Source organism: Pseudonocardia ammonioxydans (genome assembly GCF_900115005.1).
GTDB lineage: Bacteria > Actinomycetota > Actinomycetes > Mycobacteriales > Pseudonocardiaceae > Pseudonocardia > Pseudonocardia ammonioxydans.
In genome coordinates this window covers 153,614-180,148 of the sequence record NZ_FOUY01000001.1, presented here as the reverse complement: position 1 = coordinate 180,148, position 26,535 = coordinate 153,614, and the positions used below count along the sequence as shown (strand labels likewise).

Genomic DNA, 26,535 nt, shown 5'->3' with positions numbered 1-26,535 from the left:
CTGTGAGTGGAAACCGCGGTCCCGACCACGAAAAGCGCTCACAGGCCCCGAAACTCCTCATGTGCCGCCCCGACCACTTCACGGTCAGCTACCGGATCAACCCCTGGATGCGGCCCGACCAGCCGACCGACAACGCGCTGGCGCTGCGCCAGTGGTCGAACCTGCACGCCGCCTACCGCGACCTCGGGTTCGACGTGCGGCTGATCGACCCGCTGCCCGGCCTGCCGGACATGGTGTACGCCGCGAACGGCGGCACCGTCGTCGACGGCATCGCCCTCACCGCACGGTTCCGCTACGCGGAGCGGGCCGCCGAGGGGCCCGCCTACGCGGCGTGGTTCCGCGCGGCCGGCCTCGCGGTCCACGAGGCGGACGCGGTCAACGAGGGCGAGGGCGACCTGCTGCTCGTCGGCGACACGATCTACGCCGGCAGCGGGTTCCGGACCGACCCGGCCGCGCACGCCGAGGCCGCCCGCGTCCTCGGCCGCGAGGTGGTGGGCCTGCGACTGGTCGACCCGCGCTACTACCACCTCGACACCGCGTTCGCCGTCCTCGACCCGGCGGGCGGTCCGGGCTCGGTGGCCTACCTGCCCGCGGCGTTCGACGACGCCTCGCAGGAGGAGCTGCGGTTCCGCTTCCCGGACGCCGTGATCGTCTCGGAGGAGGACGCCGCGGTCCTGGGCCTCAACTGCTTCTCCGACGGGCACACCGTCGTGCACGCCCCACAGGCCGAGAAGTTCGCCGCGGACCTCGCCGAGCGCGGGTTCGGCACCGTCGGCGTCGACACCGGCGAGCTCCGCCGCGGCGGCGGCGGGATCAAGTGCTGCACCCTCGAACTGCGGGAGGCGCCATGACCACCACCCTGCCCGGCGGGTTCGACCTGGCCGAGCGCCACGGCGTCCGGAACTACGCGCCGCTGCCGGTCGTGCTGAGCCACGGCGACGGCGCCTGGGTGAGCGACGTCGACGGCAAGCGCTACCTCGACGCGCTCGCCGGCTACTCCGCGCTCAACTTCGGCCACCGCCACCCGGCGCTGGTCGAGGCCGCGCACCGGCAGCTCGACACGCTCACGCTGACCGCCCGGGCGTTCCACAACGACCGGCTGCCCGCGTTCCAGCGCGACCTCGCCGAGCTCACCGCCACCGAGGCCGTCCTGCCCATGAACACCGGTGCCGAGGCCGTCGAGTCCGCGATCAAGGTCGCCCGGGCCTGGGGCTACCGGGTCCGCGGGATCCGGCCCGGAGCGGCCCGGATCCTCGTCGCCGGGGGCAACTTCCACGGCCGTACGACGACCGTCGTCTCCTTCTCCGACGACCCGGTCGCCCGCGACGACTTCGGCCCCTTCACCCCCGGCTTCGACCGCGTCCCCTACGGCGACGCCGCCGCGCTCGAGGCCGCGCTCACCGGGTCGGCCCGTGCGGACGAGACCGTCGCGGTGCTGCTCGAGCCCGTGCAGGGGGAGGCGGGCGTGATCGTGCCGCCGGACGGGTACCTGCGCACGGTCCGCCAGCTCACCGCCCGCCACGACGTGCTGCTGATCTGCGACGAGATCCAGTCCGGGCTCGGCCGGGCCGGCGCGACCCTGTGCACGGACCTGGCCGGGGTCCGGGCCGACCTCTACACCCTCGGCAAGGCGCTCGGCGGCGGGATCCTGCCGGTCAGCGCCGTGGTGGGCCGCCGCGACGTGCTCGGCGTGCTGCGCCCCGGTGAGCACGGCTCGACCTTCGGCGGGAACCCGCTCGCGGCCGCCGTCGGGTCGGCGGTGTGCGCGCTGCTCGGCACCGGGCAGTACCAGGCCGCGGCCCGCGACCTGGGGGCGTACCTGGGGGAGCGGCTGCGGGCGCTGCCCGGGCTGACCGCGGTCCGCGGCGCGGGCCTGTGGTTCGGCTGCGACGTCGACCCGCGGCTCGGCACCGCCCGCGACGTGTGCGTGGAGCTGGCCCGGCGCGGCGTGCTGGCCAAGGAGACGCACGGCGTGACCGTGCGTCTCTCGCCGCCGCTGGTGATCACCCGCGAGGAGCTCGACGTGCTGGTCGCCACGTTCGGCGAGGTACTGCGAGACCTGGGCACGCACTGACTGGCAGGCTGTGGCGCATGCCGACCCTCGTACTGCTGCGCCACGGCCAGAGCACCTGGAACGCGAAGAACCTGTTCACCGGGTGGGTGGACGTCCCGCTCTCCGAGCAGGGCGAGCAGGAGGCCCGCCGCGGCGGTGAGCTGCTGCGCGAGTCCGGGGTGGCCCCCGAGGTCGTGCACACCTCGCTGCTGCGCCGTGCCATCTCCACCGCGAACATCGCGCTCGACGCCGCCGACCGGCACTGGATCCCGGTGAAGCGCGACTGGCGCCTCAACGAGCGCCACTACGGCGCCCTGCAGGGCAAGGACAAGAAGCAGACCCTGGAGGCGTACGGCGAGGAGCAGTTCATGCTCTGGCGCCGCTCGTACGACACCCCGCCGCCCCCGATCGAGAAGGGGAGCGAGTTCTCCCAGGACGCCGACCCCCGTTACGCCGGGATCGACGCGCCGCTGACCGAGTGCCTCGCCGACGTCGTCGCGCGCTTCCTGCCGTACTGGGAGCAGGCGGTCGTCCCCGACCTGCGCGACGGCCGGACGGTGCTGCTCGCCGCGCACGGCAACTCGCTGCGCGCGCTGGTGAAGTATCTCGACGGCATCTCCGACGCCGACATCGCCGGACTCAACATCCCGACCGGCATCCCGCTGCTCTACGACCTCGACGACGACCTGCGGCCCACGACCCCGGGCGGGCGCTACCTCGACCCGACCGCGGCCGAGGAGGCCATCGCCGGGGTGGCGAACCAGGGGCGCTGACCCGGTCGGGGCAGCGCGGCCCGCCGTGCGTGAACCGCTGGTGAACGGGGGCCGAACACTGTCGCGCGAGCGGGTCGCGGGCGTCACCATCCGGGGTTCCGCGCTGGCCAGGGGGCACCCCCGCTTGCCTACGATGCAGCCGTGAGCACGCTCGCGTGGCTGATCGCGGCCGTCGCGCTCGGCCTGGGCCTGCTGGCCGGGGTCGCGCTGGCACGACGGCCGTGGTCCGGCCGCCCCACCCGCGGCACGTCCGGCGCCGCGACCGACCGGCAGACCGCCGGGGGACCCACCCTCGGTGATCTGCTGCACCGCACGTTCCGGCAGTCCGCCTCGGGGCTGGCCGTGGTCGGCGCCGGGGGCGAGGTGCTGCTGCACAACCGGCGGGCTGCCGCGCTCGGCGCCGTCACCGCCGAGCGGCTCGATCCGCGTGCCTGGGCCGCCTGCCAGCGGGTGCAGGCCGGCGACCGGCTCCTCGAGGTCGACCTGTCGCCGCTGGAGCGCACGCCCCGCGGGCCGGTCGCGGTGCAGGCGACGGTCCGCCCCCTCGGTGAGGGGTTCGCGCTGGTCGAGGCCGTCGACACCTCCGAGGTGGCGCGCCTGGAGGCCACCCGGCGCGACTTCGTCGCCAACGTCAGCCACGAGCTCAAGACCCCGGTCGGCGCGGTCGCGTTGCTGGCCGAGGCGCTGCTCGACACCCTCGACGGGGTGGAGCCCACACCCGGGACCGAGGCCGATGCCGCCGAGGTCCGCCGGTTCGGCGAGAAGCTCCTGCGCGAGGCGACCCGGATGGGCAACCTCGTGGCCGAGCTGATCGCCCTGTCCCGGCTCACCGGCGCCGAACGGCTGCCGGAGCTGGCCGCCGTCGACGTCGACGACGTGGTCGGCGAGGCGCTCGCCCGCAGCCGCAACTCCGCCGAGTCGCACGGCGTCGAGATCATCGCCGACGAGCCGTCCGGCCTGGTCGTCGACGGCGACCGGACCCTCCTGGTCACCGCACTCGCGAACCTGGTCGAGAACGCGGTCGCCTACTCGCCCGCCGACTCCTCGGTGTCGCTGAGCCGCCGCGAGGTGGACGGCTCGGTCGAGATCGCCGTGACCGACCGCGGGATCGGCATCGCCCCGGAACACCAGGAGCGGGTCTTCGAGCGGTTCTTCCGGGTCGACCCGGCCCGCTCCCGCGCGACCGGCGGCACCGGGCTCGGCCTCGCGATCGTCAAGCACGTCTGCGCGAACCACGGTGGCGAGGTGCGGCTGTGGAGCCGCCCCGGCACCGGATCGACGTTCACCATGCGCCTCCCCGCCCGGCTGGGTATCGGGAGCGCAGGGGACACCGCCGTGAGCGGCTCCCCCGAGACCGCCGGAACCGGAGGATGAGATGACCAGGGTGCTGATCGTGGAGGACGAGGAGTCCTTCGCCGACCCGCTCGCGTTCATGCTGCGCAAGGAGGGGTTCACCGCGGCCGTCGCGACGAACGGCAACGACGCGCTGTCGGAGTTCGACCGCAACGGCGCCGACATCGTGCTGCTCGACCTGATGCTGCCCGGCATGAGCGGCACCGACGTCTGCAAGGCCCTGCGCTCCCGCTCCGCCGTCCCGGTGATCATGGTGACCGCCCGGGACAGCGAGATCGACAAGGTGGTCGGGCTGGAGCTCGGCGCGGACGACTACGTGACCAAGCCCTACTCGGCACGCGAGCTGATCGCCCGGGTCCGCGCGGTGCTGCGCCGCGGCGGCGAGGGGGCGGCCGAGGCCGAGGGCGGCGCGGGCGTGCTGGAGGCCGGTCCGGTCCGCATGGACGTCGAGCGGCACGTCGTGTCGGTCGGCGGCGACGACGTCGCCCTCCCGCTCAAGGAGTTCGACCTGCTCGAGTACCTGCTCCGCAACGTCGGGCGGGTGCTCACCCGGGCCCAGCTGATCGACCGGGTGTGGGGCGCGGACTACGTCGGCGACACGAAGACCCTCGACGTCCACGTGAAGCGGCTGCGGTCCAAGGTGGAGGACGATCCGTCCAATCCGAAGCACCTGGTCACGGTGCGCGGGCTCGGCTACAAGTTCGATGTCTGAGCGGCGTCCACGCACACGATCATCGACTGTGGCCCCGTGGTCGCCGGACCGTCGATAACGGGTCGGTAACCTGTCCGGGTGCGACTGGCCGTCCTCGACGTGGGCTCCAACACCGTTCATCTGCAGGTGGTGGACGCGCACCGCGGTGCGTACCCGCAGCCCATGACCTCCGACAAGGACGTGCTCCGGCTCGCCGAGTACCTCGACGACGAGGGCGCGTTGAGCGCCGACGGCGTCAAGGCGTTGCTGGAGAGCGTGCACCGGGCCCGCGAGATCGCCCGGGGGGCCGGCTGCGACGACCTCATGGCGTTCGCGACCTCGGCGCTGCGGGACGCGGGCAACTCGGCCGACGTGCTGGCGCAGGTGCGGCAGGAGACCGGGGTGGCCCTCGAGGTGCTGCCCGGGGAGGACGAGGCGTGCTGGACGTTCCTCGCCGTCCGGCGGTGGTGCGGCTGGTCGGCGGGGCGCCTGCTGGTGCTCGACATCGGTGGCGGCTCGCTGGAGATGGCCGTCGGCCGGGACGAGACGCCGGAGGTGGCCGCGTCGGTGGCGCTGGGCGCCGGGCGGCTGACCCGCGAGGCGTTCACCGCCGACCCGCCCCCGCGCGCGGAGGTGACCCGGCTGACCGAGCGCGTCCGTGACGAGCTCGCCCCGGTGGCCGAGCGGCTGCGCGCCGCCGGGCCGCCGGACCGCGTGGTCGGCACGTCGAAGACCTTCCGGACGCTGGCCCGGCTCGCCGGTGCGGCACCGTCCGGCGCGGGCCCGCGGGTGCACCGCACGCTGACCCGGCAGAGCCTGCGGCAGCTGGCGGAGTTCGTGATCCGGATGTCCGGGCCGGACCTCGCCGAGCTGGACGGGGTCAGCCCGAGCCGGGCGCACCAGCTGGTCGCCGGCACCGTCGTCGCCGGGGCGGCGATGGACGCGCTCGGCATCGCCGAACTCGACATCTGTCCGTGGGCACTGCGCGAGGGCGTGATGTTGCGCCGCTTCGACATGCTCGACGGAGCGAACGGGGACGACCGCTCGGCGCAGATTTCCGCGGCCGGGCTTGGACCCTTGACAACACACAGGGCACGGTGGTCGTGATGAGTGTGGACAGCCCAGAGCCGCGCCAGCGGACGGTCGCCGAGCTGCTGGCCGCCAACGGCGGCTCCCAGACCGGTCGGCGCCGTCGGCGGCGCGCCGCGGAGGACGGCGACGACGCCGGTGGCGCGCCGCAGCCCGGCCGCGCTGCACCGGAGCCGGCGGCCGGCCCGGCCGCGGCGCGCGGGCCGGCCACCGCGGAGCGGGTGCGCCCGCCGGCCCCGGCGAACGGGTGGGCCGGCGGCGGCGCACCGCAGGACGACCGGCCGGGCCAGGCCGAGCACCCGTCCTTCCCGTCCCGCCGGCCGGAGCCGGCCGGAGCCCGCGGCGGGGTGAACGGCCGCCCGTGGGACGCGGGCACCCCGAACGGCGCCCCGGCCGACGGAGCGCCCGGCACCGGAACCCCGGCGAACGGGGCCCCCGCGAACGGATCCCCCGCGAACGGATCCCCGGCGAACGGTGCCCCGCCGCAGGGGTACGGCCCCCGGGCGTTCGCACCGCACGGGCGCCCCGGGCCTGCGGCGCCGAACGGGTACCCGGGGCACGGCCCCGACGGTCCCCACGGCGCCGGCGGCCCCTACGGCACGGGCGGGGCGGACGAGATCCCGACCAGCCGGCTGGGTGCCCGCCGCCCGGCGGGTCCGGACGACGGCGGCCCGCCGACCCAGATCGGCGCTCCGCCGCTGGAGGACCACGACGGTGGCCCGCCGACCCAGATCGGCGCCCCGCCGCTGGAGGACCACGACGACGGTCCGCCCACCCAGGTCGGTGCCCCGCCGGTACCGGACGGTGGCCCGCCGACCGGCGCCTACGACCCGTACGGCGGCACCGCGTACGACGGCGCCCCCTACGACAACGCCCCGTACGGCGACTGGTACGGCGACAGTGCGCACGGAGACGACCCGTACGGTGCGAATTCCTACGGTGAGAACCCGTACGGGGAGGACCGGGCCGACGGTGGCCGGACCGCCGTGCTCGCGCCGGCCGGGCCGGGCCCCGGGGGCCGAGCCGCCGAGGACTGGGCCGCCGAGGACCGGGCCGCCGAGGACTGGGCCGCCGAGGACCGGGCCGCCGAGGATCACGAGGGGATCGACGACCCCGCCGCGGACGCGGCCACCGAGGACGAGGCCGAGCCGCCCGCCGGGCTGGAGGACGCCGCGTCCGCCGGTGCCGCGGGCACCGGACAGGCGTGGGCGGTCGTGATCGCGCAGTGGATCGGCGGTGCCGTCGCCGGCGCCGCGATCTGGGTGCTGTTCCGCTACCTCTGGTTCTCGCTCCCGATCGTGGCGCTGGCCCTGGCCGTGGTGCTCACGGTCGGTCTGGTGCTCGGGGTGCGCGCCCTGCTGCGCAACGACGATCTCAAGACCACGTTGTTCGCGGTCCTGGTCGGGTTACTCTTGACGGTGTCCCCGGCGATTCTGGTGCTCCTGGACCGGTAACGATGAGCGACGGCATGACGACTCCACGTCCTGTGACGCCGTCGCCATCCGTGCCCGCAGCCGCCGCCCCGCGGGGCGTGCCGATCGCGTTGTCGACCGCCTCGGTCTACCCCGAGGGCGTCGCGGCCGGGTTCGAGATCGCCGCCGAGCTCGGTTACGACGGTGTCGAGCTCATGATCTGGACCGATCCGGTCAGCCAGGATCCGCGGGCGGTCGAGCGGCTCGCGCACCGGTACGGCGTGCCGATCCTCGCCGTGCACGCGCCCTGCCTGGCCGTGACCCAGCGGGTGTGGGGCGCCGACCCGGTGCACCGGCTGCGCCGCACCGTGGAGGTCGCCGCCCGGCTCGGCGCCGGGACCGTCGTCGTCCACCCGCCGTTCCGCTGGCAGCGCCGCTACGCCGACGTGTTCGCCGACGAGGTGAGCCGCGCCCGCGAGCACCACGACGTGACGCTGCCGGTCGAGAACATGTTCCCGGTCAAGCGCGGCGCGCTCCGGACCGTGCCCTACGCACTCGGCCACGACCCGACCGAGGTCGGGTTCGGCGCCTACACCCTCGACCTGTCGCACACCGCCGCCGCGGGTGTCGACGCACTGGAGCTCATGGCGCGGATGGGCGAGCAGCTCACCCACCTGCACCTGACCGACGGCTCCGGCGCCCCGCGGGACGAGCACCTGGTCCCGGGCCGCGGTGACCAGCCCTGTGCCGAGGTGTGCCAGGCGCTGGCCGACGGGCCGTTCGCCCGCAACGGCGGCACCGTCGTCCTCGAGGTCTCCACCCGTCGCTGCCGCACCCGGCAGGAACGGCTCGGCCTGCTCGCCGAGTCGCTGGTGTTCGCCCGCCTGCACCTGGTGGCGACCGCCGGCGCGCCCGCCGCCGCCGGCGCACGGTGACCCAGATCATCGGGACGTCCTCTACCCGCAGGTAACCTGTGCGCATGAGCAGCACGACGATCCGCACCGGGCGTCCGTTCGCCGACGCGCACGTCCTCGACGATCTCGGCGAGGGCCGGTTCCGCGCCGCGCTCGACGAGGTCTGGGCGGTCGGCCCGAAGGCGTTCGGCGGGCTGCTCATGGTGCTGATGGCCAAGGCGGGGATGACCCACCTGGGGGCCCTGGACGCACCCGCCACCGACCCGCTGGCCGTCTCCGCGGACTTCCTGCGCGCCCCCGATCTGCGCCCGGTCGAGCTGGAGGCGGCCCCGCTCAAGATCGGCCGCACGATCTCCTCGGTCGCGGTGCGGTTGCTGCAGGACGGGCGGCCGATGCTGCACTCGACGATCACCGCGGGCGTACTGCCCGAGGGGGAGCCGCGCTGGGCGACCCCGACCGCGCTGGCCCCGGAGCCGGGTGCGGACACGGTCGACCCGGCCGCGGCCGAGGGCGGTGCCCGGGGGCTGGCGACGGCGTGCGAGCTGCGCTACCCGCCGGACGCGCTGCCGTTCCTGCGCGGCGAGACCGGGCCGCCGGAGATCACGGGCTGGGTGCGGCCCCGCGGCGAGGACCCGGACGTGCTGTTCGCGCTGCTCTCCGGCGACATCCTGCCGCCGACCGTGTTCAACCTCGGGGGCACGCAGGGCTGGGCGCCGACCGTGCAGCTCACCGCCCTGCTGCGGGCGCGCCCCGCCCCGGGCTGGCTGCGGGTGCAGTCCCGCTCGCACACCGTGTCCGGCACCGGGTCCTCCGCCACCCAGGGCCCGTCCTCCGCTGCCCAGTGCCACTTCTCCGCCGCCCAGTGCCACTTCGATGAGGACGTGACCGTGGTCGACGCGGCCGGGCGGACGGTCTGCCAGGCCCGCCAGCTCGCCCTCGCTCCGCTGCGGGGGTAGCGGCTTCCTAGGCTGCTCCCCATGTCACGGATCGCGGTACTGGGCGGGGGACGGATCGGCGAGGCGCTGCTCGGCGGGCTGCTGGCGGCCGGGCGGGACCCCGGCGAGCTGGTGGTCGCGGAGAAGGCCGCGGAACGGGCCGGGGAGCTGTCGGCCCGGCTCGGGATCACCGCCACGACACCGGCCGGCGCGGTGCGCGGGGCCGGGACGGTCGTCGTCGCGGTGAAGCCGGGGGACGTCGTGGCGCTGCTCGGCGAGGTCGCCGAGGCGTTCGAGCCGGGCACCCTGGTGGTCTCGCTGTGCGCCGGGCTGCCGACGTCGCTGTTCGAGGGCGCGCTCCCGGCGGGCACGCCGGTCGTGCGGGTCATGCCGAACACCCCGATGTTGCTGGGCGCCGCGATGTGCGCGATCTCCCCGGGTGTGCACGCGACCGACGAGCACCTCGCCGAGGCCGAGGCGCTGCTGGCCACGGTCGGGTCGGTGCTGCGGATCGACGAGGCGAAGCAGGACGCCGCGACCGCGGTCTCCGGGTCCGGACCGGCGTACTTCTTCCTGCTCGCCGAGGCCATGATCGAGGCCGGGGTGGGGCTCGGGCTGACCCGGCCGGCGGCGACCGAGCTGACCGTGCAGACCGCACTGGGCGCGGCCCGGATGCTGCGCGAGACGGGCGAGCACCCGGCGGTGCTGCGCGAGAACGTCACCTCGCCCGCCGGGACGACCGCGGCCGCGCTGCGCGCACTGGAGCGGAACGGGCTGCGCTCGGCCGTCGCCGACGCGGTCACCGCGGCCCACGACCGCTCGGTGGAGCTGGGCCGGTCGTAGCGGTCACCGGCAGGGCCGCCGGCGAGGCCGGGTCACCGACCGGCCACCCTCCGTCGTCGCCCGGTCAGCGCATCGGATGACCGCACGTCGCCCGGACGCGCCGGACCGTGCCACGATCGGGCCACCCCTCTGGCGGACCGACCGTCACACCAGTCCCGGTAGACTGCACACGCACCCCCCACTACCGGGCACGCGGGGCCCGTACCGGGGGAGGAAGGCGGTGCCCGATGGTGGCGGAACGTCCCGAACCCTTACGGCCGGCCCAGGTCCAGTTCCTGACGGTCGCCGAGGTGGCCTCGATGATGCGGGTCTCGAAGATGACGGTGTACCGCCTGGTGCACTCCGGGGAACTGCCGGCGGCCCGGGTCGGCCGCTCGTTCCGGGTGCCGCAGCGCGCCGTCGAGGACTACCTGCGCAACGCCTACTTCGACGTCGGCTAGCGGACGCGGTCCCCGTCCGGTGGCCGGTTCGGGGTCCCCGGTAGACTGACGCACCGGCTGACGACACCCACCGGTCGCACGCCCCGCGCCGTCGGCACGGTGTGGGCGGCCCGCATCGAGGCCACCCGGTGGACCGGTCGCGGGCGATCTGCGTCGACACAGGAGGAGCACCCCATGGGCTCGGTCATCAAGAAGCGCCGCAAGCGGATGTCGAAGAAGAAGCACCGCAAGCTGCTGCGCAAGACCCGGGTGCAGCGCCGCAAGCTCGGCAAGTGACTCGCGCACCGGCCGCGTACCCGACCTCGTCGGGTGCGCGGCCGGTGTCGTTCGCCGGGGCGCACCGGTTCCGCGACGGGGGCACCGGCATCGGCCCGGTCGTCCGTCCCGCCACCAGCTCACCAGGTCAGTGAGGTCGTCCATGTCGTCGTCGACCCCGAAGGTCGTGCTCGTCACCGGGGTGAGTGGGTTCCTCGGTGGGCACCTCGCCGCCCGGCTGGCGGCGAACCCGGACATCGAGCGGGTCCTGGGCGTCGACACCGTGCCGCCCCCGCGTGACCTGCTCAAGCGGATGGGCCGCGCCGAGTTCGTGCGCGCCGACATCCGCAACCCGCTGATCGCGAAGGTCATCTCCACCGCGGGCGTCGACACCGTCGTGCACGCGTCGTTGTCCGCCAGCCCGGCCTCGTCCGGCGGCCGGGCGACGATGAAGGAGATGAACGTCATCGGCACGATGCAGCTGCTCGCCGCGTGCCAGAAGGCGCCGAGCGTGCAGCGGGTTGTGCTGAAGTCGACCACCGCGGTGTACGGCTCCAGCTCCCGCGACCCCGCGGTGTTCGACGAGGCCATCGGCGCGAAGGACCTCCCCAGCGGCGGCTACGCCAAGGACGCTGCCGAGATCGAGGGCTACCTGCGCGGGTTCAGCCGGCGCCGGCCGGACGTCACGACGACCGTGCTGCGGTTCGCGAACTTCATCGGTCCGCGCGTGGACACCGTCCTGACCCGGTACTTCGCGCTGCCGGTGGTCCCGACCGTGCTCGGGTACGACGCCCGGATCCAGCTGCTGCACGAGGAGGACGGCCTGGCCGTCCTGGAGCGGGCCGCGACTCACGAGCTGCCCGGTGTGTTCAACGTCGCGGCGCACGGGGTGCTGATGCTCTCCCAGGCGATCCGGCGGGCCGGGAAGGTGCCGGTGCCGGTGCCGAGCAGTGGCGTCGGCACCGTCAGCAAGGTGCTGCGCGGGGCCCGCGTGGTCGACTTCTCCCCGGAGCAGATGCGGTTCCTGAACTTCGGCCGGGTGGTGGACCTGACCCGGCTGATCGACGACTTCGGTTTCGAGCCGCGGTGGACGACCACGCAGGCCTTCGACGACTTCGTCCGCGGCAAGGCGCTGAGCCCGGTGCTCGGCGCCGAGCGGATCGCCTCCGTCGAGCGCGGCCTGCTCGGCCTGGCCCGCGGCCTGCGCCAGGAACGGGCATGACGGCGCACGGGGAGCAGCCGCGCGGACGGCGCGGCGGGACGACGAAGGGCGACGGCATGGCCGAGGCGCGGGTGATCCCGATCCGGGGCAACCGGGGCCCTGCCCGGGCAGACGAGCAGGCGTCGCCGGCCGCGGCGCCGCCGATGCCGATGGCACCCGACGAGCAGGAGCAGCCGGCCTGGGAGACCGCGCTGGAGCAGGTGCTGGAGTTCCTGCGCCGCAGGCTCACCGGCGACTACCAGGTCGACGAGTTCGGGTTCGACCCGGAGCTCACCGAGGCGATGCTGCTGCCGACGCTGCGCCCGCTCTACCAGCGCTGGTTCCGGGTGGAGACGATCGGCGCCCACCACCTCCCGGAGACCGGGGGCGCGTTGCTGGTCGCCAACCACTCCGGCACCCTGCCGCTCGACGCCGCGATGACCACCGTCGCCGTCCACGACGAGCACCCGTCGCACCGCTACCTGCGGCTGCTCGGCGCCGACCTGATGTTCACCCTCCCGGTCTCCGGGTCGCTGGCCCGCAAGGCGGGTGTCACGCTGGCCTGCAACCCCGACGCCGAGCGCCTGATGAACGCCGGGGAGATCGTCGGCGTGTTCCCGGAGGGCTTCAAGGGCATCGGCAAGCCGTTCCGCGACCGGTACAAGCTGCAGCGGTTCGGCCGCGGCGGGTTCGTCTCCGCAGCCCTGCGCACCGGGGTGCCGATCATCCCGTGCTCGATCGTCGGCGCGGAGGAGACCTACCCCAAGATCGGTGACATCGCCCCGCTCGCCCGGCTGCTCGGGGCACCGTACTTCCCGATCACACCGACCTTCCCGCTGCTCGGCCCGGCCGGGCTGGTCCCGCTGCCGTCGAAGTGGTACATCGAGTTCGGTGAGCCGATCCGCACCGACCACCTCACCCCGGCCGACGCCGAGGACCCGATGCTGGTGTTCAACATGACCGACCAGGTCCGGGAGACGATCCAGCACACGCTGTACCGGCTGTTGTCCCAGCGGCGCAACGTGTTCCTCGGGTGACGGGCCTGTGACGGGCCCTGCGGCGGCCGGTGCGCCCCGGCCCCGGCGCCCCGGGCCGCTGCGCTGGCTCTGGTACGCGGCGGGCGGCCGGCTCCCGGACCGGTACCGGAGCTGGGTGTTGCACGACACCACCTGCCGGACCTGGCACCTGCGGCACCTGGTGCGGACGGCCGCCATCCTGACGGTCCTGTCCGGCCCGATCGTGCTCGTGGTCCCCGGCCCGCTGTGGCTGCGGCTCACCGCGCTGCTGCTGGGCTGGCTGGTGTCCCTGCAGTACTCGCTGTTCGTGATGGAGGAGTCCGTCGAGCACCGGGTGCTCAAGGCGGGCTACCCGGCCGGGACGGCCCGTGCGACGCGGGAGCGCGCGACCGCCGAGGTACGGGCCGAGGCGGCCCGGCGCTACGCCGAGCGCTACCGCTTCTTGTAGGCCATCCCGGCGGCGACCGCGCCGGCCACCGCGCCGGCGCCCAGTACCGACGGCACGCCGATCCGGGCGGCCTTGCGGCCGGTCCGGAAGTCGCGGATCTGCCAGCTCCGGGCCTTGGCCACGTCCCGCAGCTCCGAGTCCGGGTTCACCGCGACCGCGGTCCCCACCGCGGACAGCATCGGCACGTCGTTCACCGAGTCCGAGTAGGCTGTGCAGCGGCGCAGGTCCAGGCCCTCGGCCGCGGCCAGCGCGCGGACGGCGTGCGCCTTGGCGGGGCCGTGCAGGATCTCGCCGACCAGCCGTCCGGTGTAGAGGCCGTCGACGGACTCGGCGACGGTGCCCAGCGCCCCGGTCAGGCCGAGCCGGCGGGCGATGATCCGGGCCAGCTCGACCGGTGTCGCCGTGACCAGCCAGACGCGCTGGCCGGCGTCGAGGTGCATCTGGGCCAGGGCGCGGGTGCCTGCCCAGATACGGTCGGCCATCAGCTCGTCGTAGATGTCCTCGCCGAGCTCCACGACCTCGTCGACGGGACGGCCCGCGACGAACGACAGCGCCGTGTCGCGGTGCCCGGCGATGCCGCCCTTGTCCTCCCGGCCGCCGATCCGGAACTTGAGCTGCTGCCACGCGAAGCCGGCGAGGTCGGAGGTGGTGAAGAACTTGCGCGCCGCGAGCCCCCGGGCGAAGTGGAAGATCGAGGCGCCGACCATCATCGTGTTGTCGACGTCGAAGAACGCCGCGGCCGTGAGATCCGGCGGGGGGCCGTCGGTGTCCCCGGTACCCGGCGCCCCGTCGCCCGACCGCACCGCGCCGGCCTGCTCGGCGGCGACGGCGGCCGCGGCGGAGGCTTGGCCGGCCCGCTGGGCGGGGTCGAGCGCGGTGGCGTTGCGCAGCACCCCGGGCTCCTCGGCGAACCCGTACTCGTGCCCGGCGCCGGTCGGGTCGAGGCGAACCTCGTCGGGAGCGGACCCGGGATCACTCACCACGGTGGCCTTCCTGGTGCGACGGCGTCGGGCGCCCGACCGTGCTCGGGCGGGCGCGCGGGTCCCAGCCTACTTGCGGGACAGCGGCGCGGGCCCGGCCCGCGGCGTGATGCCGGAGACCGGGCCCGCACCGCGGCGTGATCAGCCCAGGGTGACCGGGCCGAGCCCGGGCAGCAGCGGCGGGATGGTGATCGGCGGGAGCAGCTTGCCGTCCTCCTCCGAGGAGGAGCCGGACTCCGACGACGGCGACGAGCTGCTCGGCGAGCTGCTGGTCGAGGAGCCCGAGTCACCCAGCAACGGCAGGCCGTTGCGACCCGGCTCGCTGGTCTCGCTGCTGGTGCTGTCACTGCCGGTACTGCTCGTCGGCGACTCGGACGTCGAGGTCTGCGGGCTGGTCGTCTCCGCACTCGGCGTCTCGCTCCCGGACGGCGTGGTGCTCTGTTCCGGGGTGGCGGTCGCCGACTGCCGGGAGGCGTCGACGGGAGCCCCGCCGCCGGTACGGCACTCGCCCGGGACCGGCCCGAGATCGTCCACGGTCCGGCCGCTGTCGGCGTCGCAGCCGCTGCCGGCCCGCAGCGCCTCGGCCCGGGCGAGCACCCGGTCCAGGAGCTGGACGGCCTCGGTGGTCTGCGCCCGGCTGTCGGGAGGCAGCTGCTCCTGCAGCCGGGTGATCCGCCCGGACTGGGCGGCGGCCCAGGTACGGAGCTCGGCGAGCCGCGCGGCGTCGGTGCCGCCGGTACCGGTTCCGGTGAGCATCATCCGGCTGCCGGTGCTGGTGGCCCGGTCGAAGTCCTTCATGGCCGCGGCGACCGCGTCCGGGGCCGGCGGCGTCGAGCGCGCCACCATGCTCTCCAGCTCGTCCACCCGGGAGCGGGCGAGGTCGAGCTGGCGGGCGGCCTCGGCCTGCTCGCCGACGGTGAACACGCCGCCGACGCTCTCGCTGGCCCGCTTCACGCCGTACATCGCGTCCCCGGGCAGCGCGTCCCGGCTGACCGTCGAGGTCACACCGGCGATCACGGCGAGCGCGGCGAAGCCGCCGACGACCACGCCGAAGCGCTTGCGCACGCTGGGGCGGCGGCGGTCGAGCATCCGCGGGCCGGACGGGCGGGCGTTCTCGTCGCGGCCGGGGCCGGCGTCCGCGTCGCGGGCCGGACCCGCAGCGGCGCCCACCTGCTCCGGGTGGTCGGGGTGGTCGTGCGGCAGCACGTGCCGGCCGCGCCGCGAGCGAGCCGGGCGCGTACCGGGGTCGTCGGCCACCGGGGTGCGCTCCCCGGCCGAGCGCCGGTTGGACACCGCCTCCCAGTCGAGGTCGTCGGCGATCGGCGGCCCGATCGGGGCGGTCAGGTCGGTGCGGTCCTGCCGGAGCTCGCCGGCGCGCTCGGCGAACGGGGTCACGCCGCCGGGCTGCTCGGCCTGCTCGGCCTGCTCCGGGCGGCCGATCCCCTCCTGCGCGAGAACATCGAGGAAGCGCGCACGCATGCGGCCCGACGCGTGCGGGTCCGGTGAGAGGTCGCGGCGCGAACGGTCCAGCGCCGCGGCCAGCGCGATCTCGTGCGCCAGCTCCTCCGACGCGGGGGCGCCCACCGGGGTGCGGTCGAAGCCGTCCTCGGCCGGGGGCCTGTCGTCCCATGCCCTGGGCATGCCGTCCGTCCTCACTGCAGTCTCGCGCTGCTCGTCGGCGCGTACCTGGCGCGCTCGTCTGCACAACGACCGACCGGCCCCGAGGTTACGGGTTCGGTACCGTTCACCGCATCGAGTAGTGCGCTCACCGCAGTGATCAGCATCGCCTCTCGCGCTCCTGCGGCCCGGGCCGCAGTGCCGCTCACCGCAGACCGTCCGGGAGCAGCTGGGCCAGGCGGCGGACCGCCCGGTGCTGGAGGGCCTTCACGGCACCCTCGTTGCGGTCCATGAGCTCGGCGGTCTCGGCGACCGAGAGCCCGCGCAGGAACCGGTACTGGATGCACTCGCGCTGGTCGGAGTTGAGCTTGGCGATCGAGGCCAGCAGCTCGTCGTTGGTGGCCATGTCCAGCACCTGCTGCTCGGGACCACCGGTCGACGGCGCCATGTCGACGATCTCGGAGGTGGTCTGCTCCAGGCGGTACCGGCTCGACTTCACGTAGTCGAAGATCAGGTTCCGGGCGATGGTGACGAACCAGGCCCCGATGTCGCGGCCCTGGTAGCTCACCGAGGAGATCCGGCGCAGCGCGCGGACGAAGGTCTCCTGGGTGACGTCCTCGGCGAACGCCCGGTCGCCCATCCGGAACAGCACGTAGCGGTAGACGACGTCGTGGTAGCGCTCGTAGAGCTCGCCGAACGCCCCGGCGTCGCCGGCCTGGCACGCCTCGACCAGCGCCCAGGAGCTGTTGGCGTCCTCGACGGCGCGGGCGGCCTCGTCGGCCGGGTCCTGCTGCTCGGGGCGGGGCAGGTCCTGCGAGATCTGCGGGGCCTGCCGCGGCGCCGGCATCTCGGGCTCACCGCCACCCGTCCGGGTGGCACCGGCGTGCGGGTGGTGTGCGCCGGCCTGGGCGGGGTACCCGGGTGGAGCGTCGGCGAGGGGAGCGGACGCGATCGGCCCCGTCGGTGCGGACGGTGCAGAGGTCGCTGAAGTCACGGACACCTCCCCGTCCGGCTGGGGGCGGACGGCGTCGGGTCGGTCCTGACCGGAGTCGGGGGCCCGGTCGGGACGGACGGCTTGATCAGCTGAGTGCTCGGGTCGTTCTCGCGGCCGGAAGAGCCGCTGTGGTCGCATCGGCCGGGTCATGGATCCCGGAGCGTCGGGTGCCGGCCCACGCGACACGACCCGCCGGGTCCGGCACGGCGCGGGGCGTCGTGCCGGGTGCCGTGCGACGCGCCGCGTCCGGCACCGCGCAGCGGTGCGGTGGCGAGCTGCATGCCACTCCCTCGGGTGAGTCGCGCGACGAACCGGCGGTTCGCGCGTTGAACCTCGTGTAGCGGCGGAGCATAGAGGTTGATCGAGTGACGTAGTTCGCTCGCCGCCTTTCACCGCGCCTCCGTCCGGCGAGCGGCTCCGTCCGAGCGGTCAGTGAACCGTTAGCTCAGCGTGTCCGAATCGACACGGTTCGTGTGCGGCGACGAGCGGTGCCGGTGTCCGGCGCAGGTGTGACGCGGGTTTGCCAGACTGATCGGCACGCCGAGCGGGGTGGACACCACCCTGCTCCGCGCGCGTCACGAGCCGTGTCGAGAGGAAGGCCTGCCGTGTCGAGTCCCCGTCCCGGTCCCGCCGAGGGGCCCGTCGTCCACCTGGCGGACCTGGTCGCCCGCAACGCCGCCGAGCGGCCCGGGCACGACGCCGTGCGTGACCTGTCGGGCGGTGCACCGCTCACCCTGTCCTGGTCGGCGTTCGACGCCGCGGTGAGCGCCGAGGCGGCGCGGTTGCGCGCGTCCGGCGTGCGGCCGGGCCAGCGGGTGGCCGTGGGCCTGCCCGACGGGGCCGCCTACTGCGTCGCGGTCTTCGGCGCGCTGCGGGCCGACGCCGTCGTCGTCCCGTTCGGCGCCGACTCGGTGACCCGCGAGCTGGACAGCGTGTTCGGGCAGGCGGAACCGGTGGTCGTCGTGGCGGCCCCGGACGACGCGGCGGCACCAGGCTGCGCCGAGCGCTGCGGGGCCCGGGTGCTGCCGCCGCCGGACCCCGCGGCGCCCGCGCCGGACACCCCGCCCGCCGAGCGGGCGCCCGCGGACCCCGAGCGGATCGCCCTGATCGTCTTCACCTCCGGCACGACCGGCCGCCCGCGCGGGGTCCAGCTCTCGCACCGCGCGTTGCTGGCCAACCGGGAGCAGGCCGGGCAGCTGCGGCCGGCCCCGGTGAACGCCGTCGACCGGGTGCTGCTCGCGCTGCCGCTGTTCCACATCTACGGGTTCGCCGCCGGCCTGGTGCAGGTCTGCTGGGCCGGGGCGACCGTCGTGCTGCCCGGGCGGTTCGAGCCGGGCCGGGTGATCGACGCGGTCGTCGACGAGCGGGTGAGCGTGATCGCCGGTGTGCCGTCGATGTTCCGGGCGCTGCTCGACCTGGGGGCCGGCCCGGGCGAGGGCACGGCACCCGACACCGATCCCGACACAGCCACCGGCGCCGACACGGCCCATGACACGGCCTCCGCCGCCGACCCCGGCGCGGACCGGCTGCGCCGGGCGCTGGGCGGGGTGCGCCTGTGCACCTCCGGCGGCGCCCCGCTGCCCGCCGGATGGCTCGCGGACTTCCGCACGGCGACCGGCCTCGAGCTGCACGAGGGCTACGGCCTGACCGAGGGCGGGCCCGTGATCACCAGCAACGACCTCGGTCGCCCGGCCAAGCCGGGCTCGGTGGGCCGCCCGCTGCCCGGCGTCGAGCTGCAGCTGGTGGACACGGCCGGTCGCCCGATCGACGCGCCGGAACCGGAGCCGGACGCCGACGAGCTCGATCTCGACGACGGCACCGAGGTCGGTGACGACACCGGGCTCATCGCGCTGCGCGGGCCCAACCTGTTCTCCGGGTACTGGCCCGACGGGTCCGGCGGCCCGGACGAGGACGGCTGGTTCGTCACCGCCGACGTCGCCTACCGCGACTCCGACGGCGACCTGCACCTGGTCGACCGCTCGTCGGACCTGGTGATCGTCAACGGGTTCAACGTCTACCCGCGTGAGGTCGAGCAGGTCATCGCCGAGCTCGAGGCGGTGGCTGAGGTCGCCGTCGTCGGCGTCCCGGACGACCGGACCGGCGCGGCGGTGAAGGCCGTCGTGGTCCCGGTCCCGGGGGCGGAGCTGACCGCGGAGCAGGTGACGGAGCACTGCGCGGCCCGGCTGGCCCGGTTCAAGCGGCCGGCGGCCGTCGCGTTCGCCGACGAGCTGCCGCGCACACCCACGGGCAAGATCGCCCGGCAGACGCTGGCGAGGATGTGAGCATGCGGGTACGGCTGCTGACCCGCCAGGGCTGCCACCTGTGTGCCGAGGCCGCCGAGGTGGTGGACCGGGTGTGCGCCGAGACCGGCACCGGGTGGGACACGGTCGACGTGGACGCGGACCCGGAGCTGCGGGCCGAGTACGGCGACCAGGTGCCGGTGGTGCTGCTGGACGGCCGCGAGCACGACTCGTTCCGGGTCGACGAGGCACGGCTGCGGGCGGACCTGGGCTCGTGAGCCACCGGTGAGCGGCGGAACCCCGGACCGCCCGGGGCCCGTCCGGGGAGCGCTCGCGGCGGTCGCCGCCACCGCCCTCGGCGCCGGGGCCGGCGCGCTGGTCGCGTTGCCGATCGCCCCGGCCGCCGCGCCGGTCACCGCCGTCGCCGACCGGGTCGTGGCGCTCACCCCGCCCGCCGTCGCCGCCGTCGCGACGGTCGGGGCCGGCATCGGCAGCCGGCAGAGCGTCGTCGCCGGGGTCGTGGTGCTGCTCGCGCTCGCGGCCGCGACCCTCGGGGCGGTCTCCCGCCGCTCGCCGCTGCCCGGGGCCTGGGGGCTGGCGGCGCTCGGGCTGCTCGGCGTCGGCGCGGCGGTGACGGCGCCCGGCGCGGGCCCGCTCGATGCCCTGCCTGCGGCGACCGCCCTTCTCGTCGCAGTGACGTCCTTCCGGTGGCTGCACGGTCTGGCCGCGCGGATCCCCCCGCTGGCCGGCGGCACGCTCCCGGACGGCCGCCCGGCCCGGGAGTCGCTCACCCGGCGCCGCTTCCTCCGCGCCGGGGCGGCCGCGGGTGCGGGCGGCCTCGCCGCGGGGGCGGGCGCCGCCTGGCTCGCGCCCCGGCTGCCCGCCGGGCGGGTCGGGCCGGCCCGCGACGCGCTCACCGCACGGCTGACCGCGCTCGCCGCCGACGGCCGGATCGCGCCCGCGCCGGCCCTGCCGCCCGGTGCCGCGTTCCCGGGCGGCACCGCGTTCGCCACCCCGGTGGCGGACTTCTACCGGATCGACACCGCGCTGCGGGTGCCCGCGGTGGACCCGGCGTCCTGGCGGCTGCGGGTGCACGGGATGGTCGGCCGCGAGCTGGACCTGGGCCTCGACGACCTGCTCGCCCGACCGCTCGTCGAACGCTGGGTGACGCTGGCCTGCGTGTCGAACGAGGTCGGCGGCGGCCTGGTGTCGACCACCCGGTTCACCGGCGTCGAGCTGGCGCCGCTGCTGGCGCAGGCGCGCCCGGACCCGGCCGCCGACCAGGTGCTGTCGACCTCGACCGACGGCTGGACGGCGGGCAGCCCGGCGGAGCTCGTGCTGGACCCGGCCCGCGGCGCGCTGCTCGCGGTCGCGATGGACGGGGCCGCCCTGCCGCCCGAGCACGGTTTCCCGGTGCGCATCGTCGTCCCCGGGCTGTACGGCTACGTCTCGGCGACCAAGTGGGTCACCGGCATCGAGCTCACGACGTTCGCGGCACGGGCGGACTACTGGCGGGCCCGCGGCTGGGCGCCGCCCGGGCCGATGGAGACCGCGTCGCGGATCGACACCCCGGCGCCGTACACGACGGTCCCGGCCGGACGGGTCGTCGTGACCGGGACGGCGTGGGCGGTGCCGCGGGGGATCTCCCGGGTCGAAGTCGCTGTCGGTGCCGGTGCCGGTGCCGGTGCCGGTGGCGGTGTCGGTGTCGGAGGAGCGGACGCCGGATCCTGGGTGCCCGCCCGGCTGGCCCCGGTCCCGGCGGGTGGGGCGACCTGGCGGATGTGGCGGGCGGAGCTGGACCTCGCCCCGGGCCGGTACACGCTGTCCTGCCGCGCCACCGACGGCGCCGGTGCCGCCCAGACCGGGGAACGCCGTTCACCGCTGCCGGGCGCGGCGACCGGCCTGCCCACCCGATCGGTCACGGTGACCTGACCCCCTGACCTGATCCCCTGACCTGACCCGGTGACCTGACCCGCTGATCCGACCCCGTGACCCGACCCGGATCACGGCCGGACCCGCAGGTCGAGAGTTGTGTCACGCGCGGTCGCGTGCAGGTGGGCCGGATGGTGTCGTGGACCTCGACGTGCCCTACGTCGCACGGTGAGCGGTGCCTGCGCGTCGATCACCGGTAGTGCCAGGTCAGCGCCTGCGCGGAGCACGTGGAGGACCAAGATCGCAACTTTGTGCGTGCCTTCACAAGCGGCTACCGTGGGTTCTCGTCGCCGGGCCCGGCGGCACCGCCGTCGTGGACGGCGTCGTGGCACCGGGCTCGCCCGGGTCCGCCCCGACCGGTCACGACGACCGGTCCGCGACCGGGCAGCGGCGATCGCACCCCGACCGGCTCCGCCGCCGAGGTGTGGACGGAGCAGACCCGACCGGAGCACGGACAGTTTCGATGACCGACCGCCCGCGGACAACCCCCGCGAGCCGGACGAGCGCCGCAACGCCCACCGCGCTCCACCCGCGACCGACGCCGGAGGAGGACGGCCCATGAGCCTGCCGCCCACGACCGGCGGCCCCGGTGCCGGCCCGGAACCCGGCCCCGACTCCTCGTCCGACGGGGACCGGCCCGCCCGCCCCGTGCCCGAGGCGACCGTCTCGCGGCTCGCCGTCTACCTGCGGGTGCTCGGGGAGCTGCGCGAGTCCGGGGTCGAGACCGTCTCCTCCGAGGAGCTCGCCGGCGCCTCCGGGGTCAACTCGGCGAAGCTCCGCAAGGACCTGTCCTACCTGGGCTCCTACGGCGTGCGCGGGGTCGGCTACGACGTCGCGTCGCTGCAGCAGCGGCTACAGGGCGAGCTCGGGATGGACCACCGGCAGTCGGTGGCGCTGGTCGGGGTGGGCAACCTCGGGCTCGCGCTCGCCGGGTACGCCGGGTTCGCCGGGCGCGGGTTCCCGGTCAGTGCGCTGTTCGACGTCGACGACGAGCTGGTCGGGGTCGACATCAACGGCATCCGCGTCCGGCACGTGCGCGACATCCCGGAGGCCTGCGCCGCCGGGGGCGTGACGATCGGCATGGTCGCGACCCCCGGGCCCGCGGCACAGGCGGTCTGCGACCTGCTCGTGCAGGGTGGGGTGCAGTCCATCCTCAACTTCGCCCCGGTGCTGTTGCAGGTGCCGGACGACGTCGAGGTCCGCAAGGTCGACCTCTCGGTCGAGCTGCAGGTCCTCGCCTTCCACGTGGCCCGCCGGCAAGGAGCCGGCGGGAGTGCGGTGGTTCCGGCCGAGGGCCGGGAACCGAGTGAGACGAACGAATCGGTGGTGTCCTGAGCGATGAGCGTCCTCGTCGTCGGCCTGTCGCACCGCAGCGCGCCGGTCGAGGTGCTGGAGCGCCTCGCCGTCGCGCCGGACGACGTACCCAAGCTGCTCGAGGAGATGCTCGACCGCACGCACGTGGAGGAGGCCGTCCTCCTCTCCACGTGCAACCGGATCGAGATCTGCGCGGTCGTGGACGCGTTCCACGGTGGCCTGGGTGACGTCACCGACGTCCTCGGCGGCTATGCCGGTTTCCCGATCGGTGAGCTGTCCGACCATCTCTTCGTGCACTACGCGGGCTCCGCGGTCCAGCACCTGTTCGCGCTGGCGGCGGGCCTGGACTCGATGGTGGTCGGGGAGTCGCAGATCCTCGGCCAGCTCCGCAGCGCCTACGCCACCGCCGACGAGTCCGGATCGGTCGGCAAGGTGCTGCACGAGCTGGTGCAGCAGGCGCTGCGGGTCGGCAAGCGGGTGCACGCCGGCACCGGCATCGACGAGGCCGGCGCCTCGGTGGTGTCCGAGGCGCTGCGCGACGCCGACCGCGAGCTGGGCAGCGACGGCGGTGCGGGCCTGGAGGGCTCGCGCGCGGTCATCGTCGGGGCCGGCGCCATGGGCGCGCTCGCCGCGGCACACCTGCGCCGGGCCGGGGCGTCGGAGATCGTCGTCCTGAACCGGTCGGAGGAGCGCGGCGAGCGGCTGGTCGAGAAGGTGCTCGAGCAGGGCACCCCCGCCCGGTTCGCCGCGCTCGAGGACCTGGGCACCGAGCTGGCCGGTGCCGACCTGATGCTCGCCTGCACCGGGGCGATCGGGCACGTGGTCGGCACCGGGCCGGTCACCGAGGCGCTCGCCGCCGGCCGGGCGCGCCCGCTGGTCGTCTGCGACCTGGGGCTGCCCCGCGACGTCGACCCGGCCGTGGGCGAGCTGGCCGGTGTCCGGATGGTCGACCTCACGACGCTGCAGCACCGGCTGCTCGACGCTTCCGGTGACGCGGCCGGCGGATCCATCGGTGCCGCGCAGCGGATGGTCGACGAGGAGGCCCAGCAGTACCTCGCCGGGCAGCGCTCGGCCGAGGTCACCCCGACCGTCACCGCGCTGCGCCGGCGGGCCTCCGAGGTCGTCGACGCCGAGCTGCTGCGCCTGGACTCGCGGCTGCCCGAGCTGGACGAGAAGGTGCGCGGGGAGCTCTCCCGCACCGTCCGCCGGGTCGTGGACAAGCTGCTGCACACTCCGACCGTGCAGGTCAAGCGGCTCGCGGAGGGGCCGGACGGCGACAGCTACGCCGCCGCGCTGCGCACCCTGTTCGAGCTCGACCCGCAGGCCGCCGCCGCCGTCGCCGCCCCCGTGCGGGCCGACGCCAGCGTCGACGGCACCGACGTCGGCGCCGCCCTGCGCTACACCACGCCCGACGCCGCGACGCCGGCGATCGGGTCCCGGCCCCCGGAGCAGATCTCGTGACCACCGCACCCACCACACTGAAGATCGGTACGCGGCCGTCCAAGCTGGCGGTCGCCCAGACCACCACCATCGCCGACCGGCTGACCACCGCCGGCCACCCGTGCGAGATCGTCACCGTCTCCACCAGCGGTGACCGCTCCACGGCGCCGGTGACCCAGCTCGGGGTCGGCGTGTTCGTGTCGGCGCTGCGCGACGCGCTGACCGCGGGCGACATCGACGTCGCCGTGCACTCGTTCAAGGACCTTCCCACCGCCCAGCCCGCGGAGCTGCGGGTCGCCGCCGTCCCGGCCAGGGAGGACCCCCGCGACGCGTTCGTCAGCACCGGACGCGTGCTGGGGGAGCTGGGCCGCGGGGCCCGGGTGGGCACCGGCTCGCCGCGCCGGGCCGCGCAGCTCTACGCGCTCGGCCGGGGGCTCGAGGTGGTGCCGATCCGCGGCAACGTGGACACCCGGATCGGGAAGGTCCGTTCCGGCGAGCTGGACGCGGTGGTCCTCGCCGCGGCCGGGCTGCGCCGGCTGGGCCGCATCGACGAGGCGGACGAGCTGATCGATCCGCTCCAGATGCTGCCCGCACCCGCCCAGGGCGCCCTCGCCATCGAGTGCCGCGAGGGGGACACCGGGCTGGCGGAGACGCTGCGCTCGGTGCTCGACGACCCGGGCGTGCGCGCCGCCGTCACCGCCGAGCGCGCTGTCCTGGCCACCCTGGAGGCCGGTTGCACCGCCCCGGTCGGTGCGCTGGCCGACGTCGTGTCCGACCTGGACGACGACGGGCGCACGATCGACCGGCTGTCGCTGCGCGCCGCGCTGGGGGTCGGGGAGATCACGGAGGGCGACGTGCTGCGCACCTCCGCCACCGGAGAGATGGACGCCGCCGAGAAGCTCGGAGCCGCAGTTGCGCACGAGCTGCTCGACCTGGGTGCCGACGGCCTGCCCCCCGCGGGCCTCGGCTCCGTGAACCGCTGGATCGGGAGTTCGTAATGACAGGACCTGCCAACACCTCGGGGCGGATCGCCTTCGTGGGCAGCGGACCGGGTGACCCGGCGCTGCTCACCGTGCGTGCCCGGGAGGTGCTCGCCGGCTCGCCGCTGGTGATCACCGACCCGGACGTGCCGGAGGGCATCCTCGCCCTGGCCGCCGACGGTGCCGAGGTGCGCCCGGCCGTCGGCCAGCCCGCCGACATCGCGAGCGACCTGCTCGGTGAGTCCGGCCAGGGCCGCTCGGTGGCCCGGCTGGTCTCCGGCGACCCGCTGACCAACGACGCCGTCGTCGCCGAGGCGATGGCCGTCTCCGCCGCCGACACCCCGTTCGACGTCGTCCCGGGCGTGCCCGCCTCGACCGCCGTCCCGGCCTACGCCGGTGTCGCGCTCGGCTCGGCGCACGTCGAGGCCGACGTCCGCGCGGGCGTCGACTGGGCCGCACTCGCCGCGTCCCCGGGACCGGTGGTGCTGCACGCGACCGGTGCGCTGCTGGGCGACGTCGCCGCCGGGCTGTCCGCACAGGGCGTGCCCGCCGAGACCGCCGTCGCGATCACCTCCGGCGGCACCACCTCCACCCAGAAGACGATCTCGTCGTCGATCGGGAAGATCGCCGCCGACGGCGGTGAGCTGGAGGGCCCGCTCGTCCTGACCGTGGGCGAGGCCGCCGGCCGCCGCGGCGAGCTGTCCTGGTGGGAGTCCCGCGCGCTCTACGGCTGGCGGGTGCTGGTCCCGCGGACCAAGGACCAGGCCGGCGTGATGAGCGAGCGGCTGCGGATGCACGGCGCCATCCCGGAGGAGGTCCCGACGATCGCCGTCGAGCCGCCCCGCTCGCCCGCGCAGATGGAGCGCTCGGTCAAGGGCCTGGTCGACGGCCGCTACCAGTGGGTGGTGTTCACCTCGACCAACGCGGTCAAGGCCGTGTGGGAGAAGTTCGCCGAGTTCGGCCTGGACGCCCGGGCGTTCTCCGGCGTGAAGATCGCCTGCGTCGGCCGCGCCACCGCGGCGAAGGTCCGCGAGTTCGGCATCGAGCCGGAGCTGGTCCCGGACATCGACGAGGCCCAGAACTCGACGTCCGAGGGCCTGCTGGAGATCTTCCCGCCGCACGACGACGTGCTGGACCCGGTCGACCGGGTGCTGCTGCCGCGCGCCGACATCGCCACCGAGACGCTGTCGGCCGGGCTGCAGGAGCGCGGCTGGGAGATCGACGACGTGACCGCCTACCGGACCGTGCGCGCCGCCCCGCCGCCCGCGCCGATCCGTGAGGCGATCAAGACCGGCGGCTTCGACGCGGTCTGCTTCACCTCGTCGTCGACCGTGCGGAACCTGGTCGGCATCGCCGGCAAGCCGCACGCCCGCACCCTGGTCGCCTGCATCGGCCCGCACACCGCGGAGACCGCCCGCGAGTTCGGCCTGCGCGTGGACGTGCAGCCGGAGGAGGCCCGGGTCCCGACCCTGGTCGACGCGCTGGCGGCGCACACCGCGAAGCTGCGCGCCGAGGGCAACCTGCCGCCGCCGAAGAAGGTCAAGGCGCGGCGTCGCTGACGCTCGTGAGTGGTTATCGCGGTCCTGACCGCGATAACCACTCACGAGCTGGCAGC

General features: G+C 75.2%; 25 protein-coding genes. 22 read left to right on the top strand and 3 right to left on the bottom strand.

Annotated elements, in window-relative coordinates:
• The first annotated feature begins 59 nt into the window (after nt 1-59).
• The 15 genes from ddaH (at nt 60) to BM093_RS00830 (ending at nt 13,423) form a co-directional block, all read left to right on the top strand.
• Nucleotides 60-851: a dimethylargininase gene (gene ddaH / locus BM093_RS00900; protein ID WP_218162629.1), complete on the top strand. Its 792-nt coding sequence runs from the start codon at nt 60-62 to the stop codon at nt 849-851.
• Nucleotides 848-2,074: an ornithine--oxo-acid transaminase gene (gene rocD, locus BM093_RS00895; protein WP_093335683.1), complete on the top strand. Its 1,227-nt coding sequence runs from the start codon at nt 848-850 to the stop codon at nt 2,072-2,074. Before ddaH ends, rocD begins: the two co-directional genes overlap by 4 nt.
• Before the next feature lie 17 nt (nt 2,075-2,091).
• On the top strand, nt 2,092-2,826 hold the full coding sequence (locus BM093_RS00890; protein ID WP_425439087.1) for a phosphoglyceromutase: 735 nt from the start codon (nt 2,092-2,094) through the stop codon (nt 2,824-2,826).
• 141 nt (nt 2,827-2,967) lie between these two features.
• Entirely contained in the window at nt 2,968-4,200 is a 1,233-nt protein-coding gene (locus BM093_RS00885; RefSeq protein ID WP_245773209.1) for a sensor histidine kinase, read from the top strand.
• A 1-nt stretch (nt 4,201) separates the two neighbouring features.
• A complete protein-coding gene (locus BM093_RS00880) occupies nt 4,202-4,891 on the top strand; it encodes a response regulator transcription factor (protein WP_093335681.1) in 690 nt (229 codons plus the stop codon).
• Between the two features lie 78 nt (nt 4,892-4,969).
• Nucleotides 4,970-5,977 (top strand): Ppx/GppA phosphatase family protein, encoded by a 1,008-nt coding sequence (locus BM093_RS00875; RefSeq protein ID WP_093335679.1) that lies wholly within the window; start codon nt 4,970-4,972, stop codon nt 5,975-5,977.
• Nucleotides 5,977-7,413: a hypothetical protein gene (locus BM093_RS00870; RefSeq protein ID WP_143105213.1), complete on the top strand. Its 1,437-nt coding sequence runs from the start codon at nt 5,977-5,979 to the stop codon at nt 7,411-7,413. Before BM093_RS00875 ends, BM093_RS00870 begins: the two co-directional genes overlap by 1 nt.
• Nucleotides 7,414-7,463: 50 nt before the next feature.
• Nucleotides 7,464-8,306: a sugar phosphate isomerase/epimerase family protein gene (locus BM093_RS00865; protein WP_218162610.1), complete on the top strand. Its 843-nt coding sequence runs from the start codon at nt 7,464-7,466 to the stop codon at nt 8,304-8,306.
• 44 nt (nt 8,307-8,350) lie between these two features.
• A complete protein-coding gene (locus tag BM093_RS00860) occupies nt 8,351-9,241 on the top strand; it encodes a thioesterase family protein (RefSeq protein ID WP_093335668.1) in 891 nt (296 codons plus the stop codon).
• A gap of 21 nt (nt 9,242-9,262) precedes the next feature.
• Entirely contained in the window at nt 9,263-10,063 is an 801-nt protein-coding gene (proC, locus tag BM093_RS00855; protein ID WP_093335665.1) for a pyrroline-5-carboxylate reductase, read from the top strand.
• A 227-nt stretch (nt 10,064-10,290) separates the two neighbouring features.
• On the top strand, nt 10,291-10,503 hold the full coding sequence (locus tag BM093_RS00850) for a helix-turn-helix domain-containing protein (RefSeq protein ID WP_093335662.1): 213 nt from the start codon (nt 10,291-10,293) through the stop codon (nt 10,501-10,503).
• 174 nt (nt 10,504-10,677) lie between these two features.
• On the top strand, nt 10,678-10,779 hold the full coding sequence (locus BM093_RS00845) for a 30S ribosomal protein bS22 (RefSeq protein ID WP_010241351.1): 102 nt from the start codon (nt 10,678-10,680) through the stop codon (nt 10,777-10,779).
• Between the two features lie 142 nt (nt 10,780-10,921).
• Nucleotides 10,922-11,980 carry an NAD-dependent epimerase/dehydratase family protein gene (locus tag BM093_RS00840; RefSeq protein WP_093335659.1) on the top strand — a complete coding sequence of 353 codons (1,059 nt, stop codon included), beginning with the start codon at nt 10,922-10,924 and terminating at the stop codon, nt 11,978-11,980.
• A gap of 56 nt (nt 11,981-12,036) precedes the next feature.
• The gene (locus BM093_RS00835) at nt 12,037-12,996 is read left to right on the top strand and encodes a lysophospholipid acyltransferase family protein (RefSeq protein WP_093336520.1); all 960 of its coding nucleotides are present in this window, start codon (nt 12,037-12,039) and stop codon (nt 12,994-12,996) included.
• 7 nt (nt 12,997-13,003) lie between these two features.
• Nucleotides 13,004-13,423: a DUF5313 family protein gene (locus BM093_RS00830; RefSeq protein WP_093335656.1), complete on the top strand. Its 420-nt coding sequence runs from the start codon at nt 13,004-13,006 to the stop codon at nt 13,421-13,423.
• Here the strand turns inward: BM093_RS00830 and BM093_RS00825 are convergent.
• The 3 genes from BM093_RS00825 to BM093_RS00815 form a co-directional block, all read right to left on the bottom strand.
• Entirely contained in the window at nt 13,408-14,316 is a 909-nt protein-coding gene (locus BM093_RS00825; RefSeq protein WP_245773250.1) for an HAD family hydrolase, read from the bottom strand. The genes BM093_RS00830 and BM093_RS00825 overlap by 16 nt on opposite strands.
• A 228-nt stretch (nt 14,317-14,544) precedes the next feature.
• On the bottom strand, nt 14,545-16,044 hold the full coding sequence (locus BM093_RS00820) for a DUF5667 domain-containing protein (protein WP_093335650.1): 1,500 nt from the start codon (nt 16,042-16,044) through the stop codon (nt 14,545-14,547).
• A 181-nt stretch (nt 16,045-16,225) separates the two neighbouring features.
• Nucleotides 16,226-16,867 carry a sigma-70 family RNA polymerase sigma factor gene (locus BM093_RS00815; RefSeq protein ID WP_093335647.1) on the bottom strand — a complete coding sequence of 214 codons (642 nt, stop codon included), beginning with the start codon at nt 16,865-16,867 and terminating at the stop codon, nt 16,226-16,228.
• 752 nt (nt 16,868-17,619) lie between these two features.
• Here BM093_RS00815 and BM093_RS00810 point away from each other — a divergent pair.
• The 7 genes from BM093_RS00810 to BM093_RS00780 all read left to right on the top strand — a co-directional run bounded on the left by BM093_RS00810 (nt 17,620) and on the right by BM093_RS00780 (nt 26,479).
• Complete coding sequence (locus BM093_RS00810; protein ID WP_093335645.1) at nt 17,620-19,296, top strand: AMP-binding protein; 1,677 nt, start codon at nt 17,620-17,622, stop codon at nt 19,294-19,296.
• Between the two features lie 2 nt (nt 19,297-19,298).
• Nucleotides 19,299-19,532 (top strand): glutaredoxin family protein, encoded by a 234-nt coding sequence (locus BM093_RS00805; RefSeq protein WP_093335642.1) that lies wholly within the window; start codon nt 19,299-19,301, stop codon nt 19,530-19,532.
• 7 nt (nt 19,533-19,539) lie between these two features.
• Nucleotides 19,540-21,186 (top strand): molybdopterin-dependent oxidoreductase, encoded by a 1,647-nt coding sequence (locus BM093_RS00800; protein WP_093335639.1) that lies wholly within the window; start codon nt 19,540-19,542, stop codon nt 21,184-21,186.
• Between the two features lie 558 nt (nt 21,187-21,744).
• Nucleotides 21,745-22,521: a redox-sensing transcriptional repressor Rex gene (locus BM093_RS00795; RefSeq protein ID WP_245773208.1), complete on the top strand. Its 777-nt coding sequence runs from the start codon at nt 21,745-21,747 to the stop codon at nt 22,519-22,521.
• 3 nt (nt 22,522-22,524) lie between these two features.
• On the top strand, nt 22,525-23,961 hold the full coding sequence (locus tag BM093_RS00790; RefSeq protein ID WP_093335637.1) for a glutamyl-tRNA reductase: 1,437 nt from the start codon (nt 22,525-22,527) through the stop codon (nt 23,959-23,961).
• Nucleotides 23,958-24,938 carry a hydroxymethylbilane synthase gene (gene hemC, locus BM093_RS00785; RefSeq protein ID WP_093335635.1) on the top strand — a complete coding sequence of 327 codons (981 nt, stop codon included), beginning with the start codon at nt 23,958-23,960 and terminating at the stop codon, nt 24,936-24,938. The genes BM093_RS00790 and hemC overlap by 4 nt, the downstream gene beginning before the upstream one ends.
• Nucleotides 24,938-26,479: a bifunctional uroporphyrinogen-III C-methyltransferase/uroporphyrinogen-III synthase gene (locus BM093_RS00780; protein WP_093335633.1), complete on the top strand. Its 1,542-nt coding sequence runs from the start codon at nt 24,938-24,940 to the stop codon at nt 26,477-26,479. The genes hemC and BM093_RS00780 overlap by 1 nt, the downstream gene beginning before the upstream one ends.
• The last annotated feature ends 56 nt before the right edge of the window (nt 26,480-26,535 follow it).